General features: G+C 64.2%; 16 protein-coding genes. 9 read left to right on the top strand and 7 right to left on the bottom strand.

Annotated elements, in window-relative coordinates; all coding sequences use genetic code 11:
* Positions 1-65: 65 nt before the first annotated feature.
* The gene (locus ABT130_RS23950) at positions 66-512 is read right to left on the bottom strand and encodes a hypothetical protein (protein ID WP_350958694.1); all 447 of its coding nucleotides are present in this window, start codon (positions 510-512) and stop codon (positions 66-68) included.
* Positions 513-1180: 668 nt separating this feature from the next.
* On the opposite strand from ABT130_RS23950, the gene ABT130_RS23945 reads away from it, so the two are divergent.
* Entirely contained in the window at positions 1181-1732 is a 552-nt protein-coding gene (locus ABT130_RS23945; protein WP_350958779.1) for a DUF4326 domain-containing protein, read from the top strand.
* Here ABT130_RS23945 and ABT130_RS23940 read toward each other — a convergent pair.
* The gene (locus tag ABT130_RS23940; protein ID WP_031163594.1) at positions 1620-1940 is read right to left on the bottom strand and encodes a GYD domain-containing protein; all 321 of its coding nucleotides are present in this window, start codon (positions 1938-1940) and stop codon (positions 1620-1622) included. The two genes, ABT130_RS23945 and ABT130_RS23940, sit on opposite strands and share 113 nt — an antisense overlap.
* A 212-nt stretch (positions 1941-2152) precedes the next feature.
* Between ABT130_RS23940 and ABT130_RS23935 the strand changes: the two genes are divergently transcribed.
* Positions 2153-2866, top strand: coding sequence for a hypothetical protein (locus ABT130_RS23935; RefSeq protein ID WP_350958691.1), 714 nt, complete (start codon positions 2153-2155; stop codon positions 2864-2866).
* 641 nt (positions 2867-3507) lie between these two features.
* On the opposite strand, the gene ABT130_RS23930 is transcribed toward ABT130_RS23935, so the two are convergent.
* The 4 genes from ABT130_RS23930 to ABT130_RS23915 all read right to left on the bottom strand — a co-directional run bounded on the left by ABT130_RS23930 (position 3508) and on the right by ABT130_RS23915 (position 7243).
* Positions 3508-4311 (bottom strand): PIN domain-containing protein, encoded by an 804-nt coding sequence (locus ABT130_RS23930; protein ID WP_350958688.1) that lies wholly within the window; start codon positions 4309-4311, stop codon positions 3508-3510.
* A gap of 145 nt (positions 4312-4456) precedes the next feature.
* The gene (locus ABT130_RS23925) at positions 4457-5842 is read right to left on the bottom strand and encodes an NF041680 family putative transposase (RefSeq protein WP_350958685.1); all 1386 of its coding nucleotides are present in this window, start codon (positions 5840-5842) and stop codon (positions 4457-4459) included.
* 327 nt (positions 5843-6169) lie between these two features.
* Positions 6170-6481 (bottom strand): hypothetical protein, encoded by a 312-nt coding sequence (locus ABT130_RS23920; RefSeq protein WP_350958682.1) that lies wholly within the window; start codon positions 6479-6481, stop codon positions 6170-6172.
* Between the two features lie 213 nt (positions 6482-6694).
* Entirely contained in the window at positions 6695-7243 is a 549-nt protein-coding gene (locus ABT130_RS23915) for a hypothetical protein (protein ID WP_350958679.1), read from the bottom strand.
* Between the two features lie 31 nt (positions 7244-7274).
* On the opposite strand from ABT130_RS23915, the gene ABT130_RS23910 reads away from it, so the two are divergent.
* The 4 genes from ABT130_RS23910 (at position 7275) to ABT130_RS23895 (ending at position 10526) form a co-directional block, all read left to right on the top strand.
* Positions 7275-8045: a hypothetical protein gene (locus tag ABT130_RS23910; RefSeq protein WP_350958677.1), complete on the top strand. Its 771-nt coding sequence runs from the start codon at positions 7275-7277 to the stop codon at positions 8043-8045.
* Positions 8029-8439, top strand: a complete 411-nt coding sequence (locus ABT130_RS23905; protein WP_350958674.1) for a hypothetical protein — start codon at positions 8029-8031, stop codon at positions 8437-8439. The genes ABT130_RS23910 and ABT130_RS23905 overlap by 17 nt, the downstream gene beginning before the upstream one ends.
* Positions 8440-8827: 388 nt before the next feature.
* Entirely contained in the window at positions 8828-9544 is a 717-nt protein-coding gene (locus ABT130_RS23900; protein ID WP_350958671.1) for a GntR family transcriptional regulator, read from the top strand.
* 304 nt (positions 9545-9848) lie between these two features.
* Positions 9849-10526, top strand: coding sequence for an SDR family NAD(P)-dependent oxidoreductase (locus ABT130_RS23895; RefSeq protein ID WP_350958670.1), 678 nt, complete (start codon positions 9849-9851; stop codon positions 10524-10526).
* A gap of 80 nt (positions 10527-10606) precedes the next feature.
* On the opposite strand, the gene ABT130_RS23890 is transcribed toward ABT130_RS23895, so the two are convergent.
* The gene (locus tag ABT130_RS23890; protein ID WP_350958667.1) at positions 10607-10960 is read right to left on the bottom strand and encodes a VOC family protein; all 354 of its coding nucleotides are present in this window, start codon (positions 10958-10960) and stop codon (positions 10607-10609) included.
* Positions 10961-11222: 262 nt separating this feature from the next.
* On the opposite strand from ABT130_RS23890, the gene ABT130_RS23885 reads away from it, so the two are divergent.
* From ABT130_RS23885 to ABT130_RS23875, 3 genes are all read left to right on the top strand, one after another.
* Positions 11223-11519, top strand: coding sequence for a hypothetical protein (locus ABT130_RS23885; protein ID WP_350958664.1), 297 nt, complete (start codon positions 11223-11225; stop codon positions 11517-11519).
* Positions 11520-11698: 179 nt separating this feature from the next.
* Complete coding sequence (locus ABT130_RS23880) at positions 11699-12688, top strand: hypothetical protein (RefSeq protein ID WP_350958661.1); 990 nt, start codon at positions 11699-11701, stop codon at positions 12686-12688.
* Positions 12689-12704: 16 nt separating this feature from the next.
* Positions 12705-12940: FtsK/SpoIIIE domain-containing protein (locus ABT130_RS23875; RefSeq protein WP_350958659.1), on the top strand; the 236-nt coding region annotated here is incomplete at its 3' end.

Genomic DNA, 12940 nt, shown 5'->3' with positions numbered 1-12940 from the left:
CGATCCGCACATGTTCCGGATCTTGAAAAGCGCTTTTCGCGAGATCAACGGCAGGTGGCCTCCGTTCAAGGCCGGCGGAAGTACAGGCCGATGCCGGTCCACCTCATCACGAACCACCATTTGACGCTCTGTAGTCTCTGTCGCCTGCTCAACCAAGCCGGCAGACGGGGATGCGGGACGAAGATCCACACATCGGCGACGATGCTGCCCGCATGTTCGCGAACCACAGGGTTCAGGTCGTGCAGAAGCGGCCGGAGAGTCTCCAGCGTCACGTCATCGATCTCACCGGTACGGCGGACCATGTGTGACACGGCGGTCAACCCCTGGCAGCGAAGCTGCTGTTCGCCGGCGGCGATGGCTCTACGAGCCCGGGGAGCGATGACCTCGGCATCGTCATGACACAGGGACAAGCCGATCACGGCCACCCCGACCAGAGGATCGCCTCGATCAAAGGCGGCGTCGACCTGGTCGGCACACCCCTTCGGGTCATGCTGAATGCTTCCCCAATCCACCCGGTCTCCCAATTATGCGATCTTCGCCCGCATCCATTCGTTTGAAGGCAGTGTCCAGATGCAGCCGCACGGTTAGAGCGACCGGTTTTCCGGCACCAAGAGGGTTCGTCGTCCTCTGCGCTCGATCATCTCATTAGGGGCCAACTCCATCTGAGCACCCATGATCGCGAGTCTGCATCCCTTACGTCTCCGGAGTTCAAGCGTCTCACCCGGATGCCAATCTCCCGAACGCCAGTGACCGGTGATCCTGACGTTCGCCCCCAGCCCCGTGTCCATCCGCATCGCCCGAAAGTGAAACGGCCCACCTCGCCTGCGGGAGGTGACGCGGTACCACTCTCCGCATACCCGTTCGTCGGGCCGTAGTGGAGCATGAACTGTTCGGTCTACCTCGCGCTGGGCCACGTCCACACTGTAGGTATGCAAACCGGGCAGGTCGCGCCTGTCTGGTAGCGAGCCGTACCGAGGGATGAAGCGCGCATCGTCGACCGCCCTAAACCGCGTACGGAGACCAGCCGACATCGGGCGATTGTAAGGGCGACACAAATCGCCGACGGTTTTACAGCGGATCAAGGTTTAACCGAGCAACATCCTCCGAGCCGCGCGTACGGTTCCCGCCTCTTACCCGACACCTAAGATCATCCCGCACATATCCCGGATCTTGGTTCTGGCTGAGACCCGAAGAGCCGAAGCGCCTCCAGAGGCGGTGCACAAGAGGCTGGCGCATGCCCGAGGGTGCCGTGTACGTTGGCCGGCCGACCAAGTGGGACAACCCGTTCCGATGGAGCGACTACCGGCCCATCGTCCATGACTGGGAGGGTGAGCCGGTCTTCCGATCTGTGGCTGTCCGCCGCCGACACGCAGTCACCGACTTCCGGACCGCAGTCGCGTATGGCGCCGGTTTACCCGACTACCCAAGCAAAGACGAGATCCGGCGCGATCCCGATGGCAAGGGCCTGGCCTGCTGGTGTCCGCTCCCCGAGCCGGGAGAGATCGACTGGTGCCATGCACGAGTCCTGCTGGAGATCGCGAATGGAGACGACGACGCCCGACCCCATCCCGGCAGCAGCCGCACAAGCCGCAGTCCAGGCGCTCGCAATCACCCGGCTGTCACGCGCCAGGAGCCCGGTATGCCACCTCCATCCGCGCGGCATCGTCGATCTCCTCTGGCGTCAGCAGGACAGCCGTCTTCGTTCGTACCGCCCCAGAGGCCGATATTGTGAGACCCACAGCGGCCGAAGCCGCATTGCTCGGCAGGTCGACGATCACATACGTGTCTGTCTCGCCGAACGCGAAATACATCTGCTCGACCCGCCCGCCGACGCTTTCCGCCATGCGCTCCACCGCTTGCCGGCGTCCGGTGCCGCCATCTTGCAACACTCCTTTGAGGCCATCCGCGGTGTAGGTCGCCTGAATCAGGTACTTGGGCATGGTCGAGTCCCCCTTCTCGTGCCGCCACCCTGCGCTGGGGCGGCCATTGCGGTCACGAGGTCGAAGTTCTCGACTTAGGGTGACGGTAATCCCACCCGCTGTACTGATTTTCCCCTGTCGCAGCCTTACGCTGCGAGGCTCGCAGCGCACCCTGCTCAATCAGCAGAGTCGGCCGTCTTCACGAAGCCGGTCAGGCGATTTAGTCTCTGGGCGTGGTCGAAAAGCGCGACAAGCGAAGGAACATTCCAGCCCCCATACAGGCGGCGCTCTGGGCGCTTAGTAACGGACGATGCTATGCCCCGGATTGCCCCTTTCCGGTGATTTTCGAAGTCAGGCCTGGCGTCTACAAGAAGAACGCCCAGATCGCTCACATCTACGGTGTGCAACCTGGATCCGCACGTCATCGCCCCTGCCGTACTCTCGAAGAGGAGCAGGAAAGGGACTCCTTTCGCAATCTAATACTTCTATGCCTGGCGCATCATGCGGAGGTTGATGACAAGAAGACAGGCGCGGATCTCTACCCGCCTGAGCTCCTGTTTGAATGGAAACGCAAGCATGAAGGAGAGCACGGCAAACACCTTGCTCTCATCAGGAACCCTATGACCGACGATCTGATCGAAGCCTTGCTAGTAGAGGCATTCGAGCCGCCCGTAACTCGCCTTGAGCGCATCGCTGAGCAGCTGGAACGGACGGGTAGCCTTAATATAGATGCCTTGCAGGAGTTGAGGCAGATCATCTCAGTGATGAACGATGCCCCAGTAGGGGTCGACAATCTCACAGCGAGTCGCCTCGCCTATGCAGCGGAAGTGTTCGACGGAAACAACCTCAGCAGAACTGCGGCGTCCTTATCGTACGCAGCAGAGACGCTCCCCGGCGTCCTACGCTCCCTTGATGACAAGCTCCGGAGGCTTGGCGGCATGATGTAGAAAAGAAGCTGAGTCGGCTCGTCCACCCACCACATATGGGCGTTTTGCCTGCTCTTGGCGCCCGTCCTGGCACCGTGGCGTATGTCCACTTCGGGGGATGACAGGTCAAAGCCAGGTAGACAGCGCTCGAGATATCTTCCGGCAGTGCCTGCAGCGGTTTTACAGGACGTGACCGTTCCGGCTGAGATATGGCCTCCCACCTGCGGCGCGACCAGGTCTCATCACCATGAACTCCATGATCATTGCACGCATATTGCACAGTGGTCATTAGGGCAAGGCGTCTGGAGCTTGAACCCGGAACCTGCGGATTAAAAGAAGTCGGTTCGATCGATGTCTGAAGCTCTGGCCTGCGGGTGTGGTGTCCGTGGACGTTCGCTGAGTTCCGCCAGAGTTCGTCCCCTTGGCTGTACTCGTGGCTGTACTGAATCTGAAAGCTCGGCGTGACGCACGATCATGCCGCTGACCTGCAGCGATAGATAGCTTTCGGGTAACGTCCACCTTTGATCGTCAGTACAGCCAGAGCCACGCGGCCCGCTCTTCCTTGGGGTTCCTGCGAATCGGATGCGTTAACTCCCCAGTGGTCAGCGGCGCCTTGGGCGGGGTTCTCAGCGCCTATGGTGCTGGTGTGCTGCCCGGCTTGTCTACTTAGCAGTCGGCAGCAATAGATGCTCTGGAATCGCCCAAGGCGTCAACCCTCGGGTGTGGGCCTTGAGCCGCATGCCACGGTCGTTGCTTACGACGAGAACTGGCGCACCTGTGATCTGTTGCAGGAGAACGCCTCTGCTGACGATCTCGATATCCACGTCTTGAGTTCTCTGATGGCTGCGCTCATCCATGAAAATTTCGAGAGTCGTCTTTGCTCTGAGTGGTGCAAAGCCATCGGTTTGGAGATCGTCGAGATATCCGTCGAGGACCTTGAGTACCGTTCGGGCACGATCTCCGCGATTGCCTCGCTCCATGTACTTGATCTTATCGAGCTCGTCGATTACAGCGATTGGCAGCACAACCCGAACAACATTCTCGCCGAGTTTCCTACACCAATCGATTTCGTTAAACATGATGCAGTGCATGTAGACGTTGCAGTCCAGGATCGCGATCTTTCCCGCGCGGGTTGACCACTTCATCAGTTGTTGGAGTTCATCTCTAAGCTGAGTGAGTCGGCCCTTCTGCTTTTCGACCTCACCGCGGAGCGCGATGTTGAACCCGAGAGGAGGTGGGTTGCTGTAGTCACGGTCGATTCGCTCAAACCGTGGTGTGAGTAGGTCGTCGGCTATGCGAGTGTCTGTGAAATGCTGCCGAAGTCGACCCTCGGCGGTGTCGATCCAGTTGAGATAGCGTTTCTTGCCGGTCTGATCCCCAGTGACCTGGATGTTGCCAGCCTCCTGGATCAGGTAATCCAATGACTTCAGGACTTCGGCTGCCACTTGCCCGTCTCGCATCTCCATGCGGGAGAGTTTGGCATGTACGAGTCGGAAAGCCCCAAGGTTTTCGGCGCCGAGGCGAAATGTGCCAGAAGATCGGTCGATGACCGTCTTCTACCCCTCGGGGTTGATCTAGGCTAAGCTTCGCTTTTAACCCGGTGATGGGGCGTTAGGCTGCCTGGCTGGTCGTTTTGATGGCCGGGTGGCGAGGTGCGGGGCCGCGAATGGTGCCGCGTGGACGGCCCGGGGAGTGTCCGCAGGGTTGTGGCGCGCTGGCGGGAGTGCCTACCGCCGCGTGAATGGAGCGAAATCTGCGCCGTACCCGGCCAGGGGTCAATCGGTGCGTGGGCAGGGGTTTCTCCCAGGGCAGCCGCAGGTCGGTGACGAGGGTGCGAGCCAGGTGCAGCTGGGTGTAGGCGGCGATGACGAGCCAGGTCCACCGGTCGGCTTGTTCGGGAGTGCGGGGCCTGGGCAGCGTCCAGTTCAAGGTCTGCTTGCAAAAGCGGAAGGTGTGCTCAAGGTCGAAGCGCCGCACGTAGGACCGCCACAACAGGTTCAAGTCCAAGGGGCAGCCGGTGAGGCCGTGCCACCACAGCCACAGGGTCTTGGGCTTGCGAGTGCGGCCGGGTAGTGCGGTGACGGTGAGCCGGACCACGGTGCCGGGCACGATTGGGCGCGGGCCACGGCTACCGTGCCCGTCATGCTGCTGGGTCTTGGCGTGCAGGCCGCTCCAGGCGTGCACGGTGACGGTGCCGTACTGTGCATCTGTCGTGGTGAGGGTGGCGCTCGGCGGCGGCCAGGTGGTCGGGTCTGTGCAGGCGAACTTCGCGCCGTGCCGGCGCGGTCGGCCACGGGCACCCGGCTCGGTAGGCGGCGGAGCGGCGTAGAAACAGCGATCGGAGCGGATCCGCACCAGCAGCTGCACCGGTGCGGCCGGTAGGCCGAGAATCAGCCGGACCGGGTCGTAGCCGCCGTCCAGGACGAACAGCGGAAGCCGGCCACCGCTGTCGGGCAGACGTGGGAGCAGTTGGAGGATTTGTCTGGCCGCGACATCGTTGACGTTCGTACCAGGGACCAGGCGCATCACATCCAGCGGGGCGGTCCAGGAGTCGGTCGTCAGTTCCAGGGCGGCCAGCCAGGAGAACGCCCATCCGGCGATGATCGGTTTGCCCGCCGAGTGCTTTGAGGGGTGATAGTAGAACCCGCGGCCAGGTGAGCATTCGGCATCGCTGCGCGCCCAGCAGCTGACATCGATGGCGAATACCGCAGGTTGCTGATGCAAGCGCGTGGCGAGCAGGTCCCGCAGAGCGCCGGTGTTGATGCGTCCCTGAGCCGGCGCGGCATACACACTGCCGTGTCCGCGCCGATGCAGGGGATCCAGCGACAGGTGCGGCAAGGAGACCACCGGCCCGGCGGCCAGTACGGCATCGGCAAGCTCGAACAGCGCATCCGAGCGACGGGTGAAGCAACCCATCAGCTCCTGCCGGAACGCCGCTAGGTTGGCTGGCTCTTGGCGGGATGAGTCCGGCGAAAGCACACTGGTAATGACGGTCACCGCACACCTCCGGGCACTTGGTCGTACTCGGAGCATCGCGCGGTGGCCGTTTTCCGTCGAGAACCACTCGCCATCGGGTTAAAAGCGAAGGACTCCTAACAAAAGTGGTGGGCTTGACCTGGTCAGAGGTCGGTGTCGTGCACGAGGCCGCCGGGTAGCGGGACGCGGTCAGCCGCGTAATCGCACGCGATAAACCTGGCGACGTCGGCGATCATCCCCGGGATACTGGTCGCCCATGGATGAGGTCAAAGTCGTCGTCGCCCATTCCGAGCGCGCGACTCTGCGCGTCGGTGACGTGTTCTTGAAGGTGGTACCGCCGTACCCGCGTTAGGAGAGCGGGCGCACGTCCGTGCCGTAGCTCAGGCGGTCGATCCACCATGGTCCGCAGCTCGCTGTGCTCCACTGACCGCTGTTGGTCGTCACCCAGCCGCCGTCCCTACGGCCGTTGACGCACTGGACCCACGCGCGGAACTCGTAGGCAGGACCGTTCGTCGCGCATCGGGCGGAAAACGAGTTCTGACCGAAGGTGTAGTCACAGTCATTGACTCCTGCCGACGCCGGGCTCAGCGCACTCGACCCGACGGTAACGGCTCCCACCGCGAGCACGGTCGCGGCGAGGACGCGCAGGGTTCTTCTCATACCCTCTCCTAGTACTGGTGACAGATGGCCGTTTCACGTTCCGTACACCCCGGTTCGCGCCTTACTTCGGGGATGTGCAACAGAGGGGATTCTTAGGAAACTTTCCTAAATGAAAGATACGTGCAAACCGGAGCACGTCAACCCTGCGCGTACCGACAACCTCGTCTGCCCAGCGGGTGCCGGAAGAAGACCGCTTCATTCTGTTAGGTGCTCTTAACGCAGTGAGCGCTTGACCGCCCGGGCGAGTTCCTCGATGCGTTTGCGCTGGCGGCGGGAGCCGGTCATGGTCGCGAGTTGCTGGGCGCGTTGGATGTGGGGTTGGGCCGCGTCGGGTTCTCCTCTGGCCAGAAGGGCATGGCCCAGGTCGCAGCGGACTCCGGATTCGGCGCGGTTGTAGGTGCCGGCTATTCCGGCCAGGGCGGAGCGCAGATCTTCGACGGTGCCGGGGTCGCCGAAGCGCACCAGGCAGTTGCCGCGCCAGCGGGCGAGGTGGTGAGCGTCCAAGGAGAGGTAGGGCATGCTCACATCGGCGTCCCCGTCCGGTAGAAGTGCGGCGGCTTGGTCGAGGGCTGCGCGGCAGGTGGTTTCGTCGCCGAGGATCGCGGCGGCTTCGGCCTCGGCTGCTGACAGCCACGTCTGTAACAGGTGGGGGATGCGGTCGCGGTGGGTGGCGTGGATGTACTGGAGTAGCTCGGTGGCTTCGGCCAGCCTGCCGAGTTCCATGAGGACGTAGGTCTGTTCGGCGGAGACGTAGGCGAGCACTGAGGGATCGTCGGCTTCGCGGGCGGCGGCTTTGGCGCTCGTAGTGATTCCAGGCGTCGTTGAGCGCACCTGTGTGGATGGCCTGCCATCCGGCCAGGGATACGGTCTCGGCGAGGATGTGGGCGAGCTGGGCGCGGAGGCCGGGTCGTACCGCGTGCCGGTGTGTATCTTCCACCTGGGAGATCTGGGTGCGCATCTTGTCGGCGATGGCGACCCCGCCGCGTCGGCGATCCAGCAGGCGCAGGTTGTTGGTCTCGGTGGCGAGGATCATGACCGTGGTGGGGTCGACGGCGGCGGCGGCTTCGATCCGGGCCGTCAGCTCGTCGGTTTGCTCCTGGTGGTTGTCGCCGCGGTCCCCGGTGGGGGAGGCGAGGTCGAGTGGGGCCAGGCCGAAGAGCATGCGGGCGTGGTCGGGCAGGCCAAGGCCGGTGGCGATGCGCTCATAGACGTCCAGGTCGGTGACCTGGCGTCGCCCTCGGATGATCAGGCTCACGTGGCCCTGGGCTATTCCGGTCGCCGTGCTGAGACGGATCTGGCTTGCTCCGCTGTACTTGACAGCGAGAGTGAAAAGCCCCATCGCGTCACGGTTCTTAAGAATTTCTTGGCTTTCGTCGCTGTCCCAGACCCGTGCCGGAATCTCGATCGGATTGAAAGCGTTCCCATGCATTCCATCCTTCGGTCATCGGCTCCGAAGTGGTGCATTGCCGCAGAACGGGACTCTATATTCTTGGTGGTATACCTGCGCGGGATAGGGCGGAAAAGTTCGCCCGGACATTCTTTTCGGCATGACAACACCGGTTAAGTGCACGGAGTGCGACGGGCGCGGCTGGAAGATAGTCACCCGTCGTGGATGCGTGGCGGCCATGGGCCTTCACCTGGAATTCTCGGCGCAGGAGGACTGCATCTACTGCGGCGGCACCGAACAGCTCGTCGAGAGGTTCGAGTGGGAGGTGTTCATCACCTCCGGCGAAACCGACGAGCTCGGACCGTGCGGGATCAGTTCGGGGCAGGCCACGGCGATGGACACGCTGCGCACGGAGCTGCGTCGGATGGAGTCGCCCGCGACGGTCTGGGGCCGCATCACGCACCGGGTGTACGACTTCAGCGCCGTGCAGGACGACTGGTCACGGCAGGTGATCTTTCACGCCACCGTGGACCCGGCCGGGTCGGTGCGTTTCGAGCGGCAGGAATCATGAGCGAGAATCCTCCCCGGCGGGGAGTGTCGTGCATGGCGCATCATCTCGTACCGGCTGCTCCTGGATGCACGTCTTTGACCTGGAATAGGTCGCGTCGTTTCGGGCGGGTTCGGGTAGTGGCCTGGACCTGTCATGAGCATCGGGTGACGTTTTACGAATTGTGCGATGCGGGCGGGCTGTCGTTCATTCGGCGCACGGTTCAGGACAAAAATCGGGTGACCGTGTTTCACAGTGAGGCGTGGTCGCCTGCTCAGGGACGGGTGGTGTGGATCAGGATTCTGGCCGGGCTGGCGAGGTAGTCGCCTGTCGCTGCTGTGGTCCTGACAGGGCTGCCCTCAGCCGGTAGTGTGCTTGTGCAGACAAGTGGTAGAGCGATCGGGCGGTTAAGATGAGCAGGGATTTCGCCCCTCCGAAGTATGCCCAGGTGATGGGCACGATTCAGGAGCGTATCGAGGCCGGGCAGTACGCGGCCGGCGACATGCTGCCCTCGGAGACGCAGCTCGTCCGGGAGTTCGGGGTGGGCCGCACGACGGTGGTGCGGGCGCTTCAGACGCTGGCCATGCAAGGCTGGATCGAGCGTGAGCACGGCCGCGGCTCGTTCGTGAAGGGCCGTCCCGAGAGCGCCGCCGATCGCATCCGGCCGGGCCTGGCGGTGACCGAGCAGTCCGAGAGCGGCGAGACGGTCACTGACGTTGCCCGGGTTCCGGCTCCCCGTCACATCGCCCACCTGCTCGGTGTGGAGGACAAGACGCCGGTGATCTCACGTCGACGCGTGGCCAAGCAAGGTGGCCGGGTGTCGGCGGTGGAGACCCTGTGGTTCCCGCTGGAGATCGCGTTGGGCACCGACGTCGACAAGCCCGAACCGCTGGCGCGCGGGGTGCGACATCATCTCCAGGCGGTCAAGCACCTACGCTTCGATCACGTCACCGAGCGGCTGACCGCGCGCAACCCGACCAAGGAAGAGGCCGAGTTGCTCGGCTCCGCCAAGCCCGTCCTTGGGGTGCTGGCCACCGTGCATGACGCTGCCGGGGCTGTGCTCCTGGTGATGAGCGTGGCTCTCCCCGGTGACCTTCACGAACTCCAGGACGTCTATCAGGTGAGCTGACTAGGCGTTGTGCCAGGCATCGGTGACGCAGGAAGCCTCGAAGTGCCACCACCTGTCCTGCTGGCCACGGATCAGTAGCGCCTTTATCTGGCCGAGCTCTGCGTCGGCCAGCACGTTGAAGGCAACCAGCGGTAGTTCCCTCCGCCCAGGCCGTAGGGCGCCAACCGTTCACGGACGGCCTGGGCGCTTGGTGTCGGTGTACGGGTTCAAGTGCAGAGGCAGGTACGGACAGAAGTACACGAGGTTGTGTGCCACTTCTCCGGGGGCGATGATCAGGTACTGCGCCGCGAAGAAAGTGAGTCTCATGGGAAATGTGCTGGTGACCGGAGCCACCGGAGGGATCGGGACGGCGCTGGTCAGCGCGCTCGTAGAGGCCGGGCATCGGGTGACTGCCGTGGGGCGCGATGTCGGGCGGCTTAATGTGCGGGGGATTGAGGCGGATCTGGCTGAACCCGGGACGCTGGCCGCTGCCGTGGGAGGGCTGGAGGACGCGGGGGAACTGGGAGATGTGCAGGCGCTGGTGCATTGCGCGGGAATCTCCTCCGTGGAGGCCGTCGCCGAGGCCGGCCCCGAGACGTGGCGGCGGACGCTGGCGGTGAACGTGGCCTCCGCCGCCGAACTGGTACGGCTGACGCTGCCCGCGTTGCGGCGGTCCAGGGGCCATGTGATCTTCGTCAACGCCTCGCCCGGGATGACCGGTGTCCCCCGCTGGTCGGCGTTCGTTGCCAGCAAGGCGGCACTTCGGGAACTGGCCGATTCACTGCGTGAGGAGGAGGCCGCCCATGGGATACGCGTCACCACGGTCTATCCCGCGGCGACGGCGACCGATCACCTGGGTGAGGTCAGGAGCGCCTTCGGGCGCCCGTACGATCCCGAGTTGTGCATCCGGCCGCAGACGCTGGCTGCGATGATCGTCTGGGTGCTGAGCGCGCCGGCTGACGCCTACGCCTGCGAGCTGGCCGTGCTGCCGTCGCCGCGCTGAGCTTCTTGCCGGGAGTGGGCCGCCGCCTACGCACCAAGCCTGTACGTACATGCCTGTGCACATCTACCTGTACACCGACATCAGGGAAGCGGTTCGAGGAACTCCAGGCGGTTGCCGTGGGGATCTTCACTGTGGAAGCGGCGCATTCCTGGGAAGTCATCGTCGAAGTCGACCGGATAGCCGGCGTTGCTCAGCCGCTGGGCCCACTGGTCGATGTCGCGGACCAAGAGACCTGGGTGTGCCTTGCGAGCGGGGCGGAAGTCGGCCTCGACACCCAGGTGCAGTTCGATGCCATGGCCGCGAAACCAGCACCCGCCGCGAGTGGCGAGAGCGGGGGGCTTGGGAATCTCGGCCAGGCCGAGTACGCCTTCGTAGAAGTCGCGCAAGACCGGCTCGCTTCCAGGGGGACAGGCCAGCAGCACGTGATGCAGCATCACAACTCCTCATATTTATCTTGATATGAAGATACTTTGATCCGCCGCGTGGCGGCAATCTCCACACCGATCCCTGGGTCGCCACATAACTGGAGTGCGGATGCGCTGGCAGTCGATAGCTATGACTTCCTGTGGCATGGCAGGTCTTCGTGGCCCGCTAGACTCAATCACTTGTGCGGACGAGTGGTCGTAGGCTACTTTCAACTTAAGCGGACAAGTGAACAACCAGCCATCTGGTTGCCGCTCAAGGAGAGGAACCCCCATGGCCATCCAAGGCCCCATCCCGATCAGCTTCACACAGGTCTTCCCGCACGGCTGCTACATCGTCGGCGAGGTCGAGCAGGTCAAGGACTTCGACGCCTCGTCCAAGGGCCACACCGTCTACGCCAAGGACAAGAACACCGGAGAGCTGGTGTGGCAGGTCGCGGTAATGGACGCCGATCCAACCGTCAAGGCCGGCCAGAAGACGGTCTCGGTCAAGATCCTGTCCCCGGTTCAGCAGTCGTCCCGGTTGCGCTGCCCGGTCTGCCGTTCGTGCCGGTCGAGTTCGACGGCATGACCGCCACCGCCTACGTCGCCCAGAACACCGGTCGCCTGGCCTGGTCCATCCGGGCAACGGCGATGCGCGCTCCCCGCTCTGCTGCAGCTCCCGCTCGGCAGAGTGCTTCGGCCTCGGCCGGTAAGGACGTGGCCGCGTGAGTGAGCACAAGCCCTACACCTACGTCACCGCGTCGATTCGTGAGGGCGTCACCCGATGTCTCCTTCTGCACCTCGGACATGTCGGCCAAGGCGTTCGGGGGCGACGGTGAGCGACCGTTCCTGACCCTGTCCAGCACTGAGGCACAGATGACGGTCACCACCACGGGCGGCGGGCCGGTCACCGAACGGGACGTGAACCTCGCCCGGGAGATCTTCGCCGCTTCCGCGCGCTACCTGGCCGACTGCGAGCGCCTGCACACCGAACAACTCGCCGGCTCCGACCAGGCCGGGCAGGACAAGGCGGCCTGGCCCGTAAGCGGGGCCGCCAGAAGCGCCAACTTCCGGCGGCCCCTTGGTTCTCCCTCTCACGCGAATTCAAGGAAGGCCCCCAGCCTAATGTTCAAGAAACTGCCCGGCGACGAGGCGCAGCACCTCGTCTCCACGACCCCCGATACCGCCGTCGTCTTCCGCCCGGCTGTCGTCCGCACCCCAGCGGCCCTCACGATTCTGATCTTCACGTGGCGGCTGCTGGCCGGTCTCGTACGGCTGCTGTGGCGCCACCCGATCGCCTCGGCCGTCGCCCTCACCCCCGGCGCGCTCACCTACTTCTACGGCTGGCGCTGGGGCCTCGGCCTCGTCGTCCTGGTTCCGCTCGGCCTCACCACGTGGTGCCTCCTCGCCCGTCCCTCGTTCCTGCGGCTGGTGGGCTGGCGGCTGCTGGCCTGGTGGCGGCTGGTGTGGATCTACCGGCGCCACTGGCAACCGGTAATGATCATCTCCGGGCTCGGGCGACACTTACGCGGCCGGGACTACCTTCCCCGCATCGTCCGTGTCACCTGTACCTCGTGGGCCGACCTGGTCACGGTGCGGATGCTCACCGGGCAGTCGGTCAAGGACTGGGCCGACCGCACCGACCACCTCGCCCACGGCTTCGGCGCTCGATCCTGCCGAGTCTCCATCGCACGCTCGGGCCGGCTACTGCTCGTCTTCCCTCGCCACACCGCTCCCAGCCGTACCCGTTCCGGCTGAGGCGTCGGTGGGGCCGGTGGAGGTCGGCACGTGCGAGGACGGCAAGCCCTGGCTTCTGAAGGTCCACGGCACTCATGTCCTGGTCGCCGGGGCCACCGGGGCGGGCAAGGGCTCGGTCATCTGGTCGACGATCCGCGGCCTACTACCCGCTACGCGAGCGGGCCTGGCGCAAGTGTGGGCGCTGGATCCCAAGCGGATGGAACTGTCCTACGGGCGTGACCTGTTCGGCACCCGCTACGCCGCGAGCCCGGC

Origin of the sequence: Streptosporangium sp. NPDC001681 (genome assembly GCF_040298085.1) — a bacterium.
Lineage (GTDB): Bacteria > Actinomycetota > Actinomycetes > Streptosporangiales > Streptosporangiaceae > Streptosporangium.
This window is presented reverse-complemented; position numbering and strand designations above follow the sequence as displayed.

Excerpts from the sequence above, each read along its gene's own strand:
- ABT130_RS23890 (WP_350958667.1), bottom strand. The coding sequence starts at position 10,960 with ATGCTGCATCACGTGCTGCTGGCCTGTCCCCCTGGAAGCGAGCCGGTC.
- ABT130_RS23895 (WP_350958670.1), top strand. The coding sequence starts at position 9,849 with ATGGGAAATGTGCTGGTGACCGGAGCCACCGGAGGGATCGGGACGGCG.
- ABT130_RS23905 (WP_350958674.1), top strand. The coding sequence starts at position 8,029 with ATGACAACACCGGTTAAGTGCACGGAGTGCGACGGGCGCGGCTGGAAG.
- ABT130_RS23940 (WP_031163594.1), bottom strand. The coding sequence starts at position 1,940 with ATGCCCAAGTACCTGATTCAGGCGACCTACACCGCGGATGGCCTCAAA.
- ABT130_RS23920 (WP_350958682.1), bottom strand. The coding sequence starts at position 6,481 with ATGAGAAGAACCCTGCGCGTCCTCGCCGCGACCGTGCTCGCGGTGGGA.
- ABT130_RS23900 (WP_350958671.1), top strand. The coding sequence starts at position 8,828 with ATGAGCAGGGATTTCGCCCCTCCGAAGTATGCCCAGGTGATGGGCACG.
- ABT130_RS23930 (WP_350958688.1), bottom strand. The coding sequence starts at position 4,311 with ATGGAGATGCGAGACGGGCAAGTGGCAGCCGAAGTCCTGAAGTCATTG.
- ABT130_RS23885 (WP_350958664.1), top strand. The coding sequence starts at position 11,223 with ATGGCCATCCAAGGCCCCATCCCGATCAGCTTCACACAGGTCTTCCCG.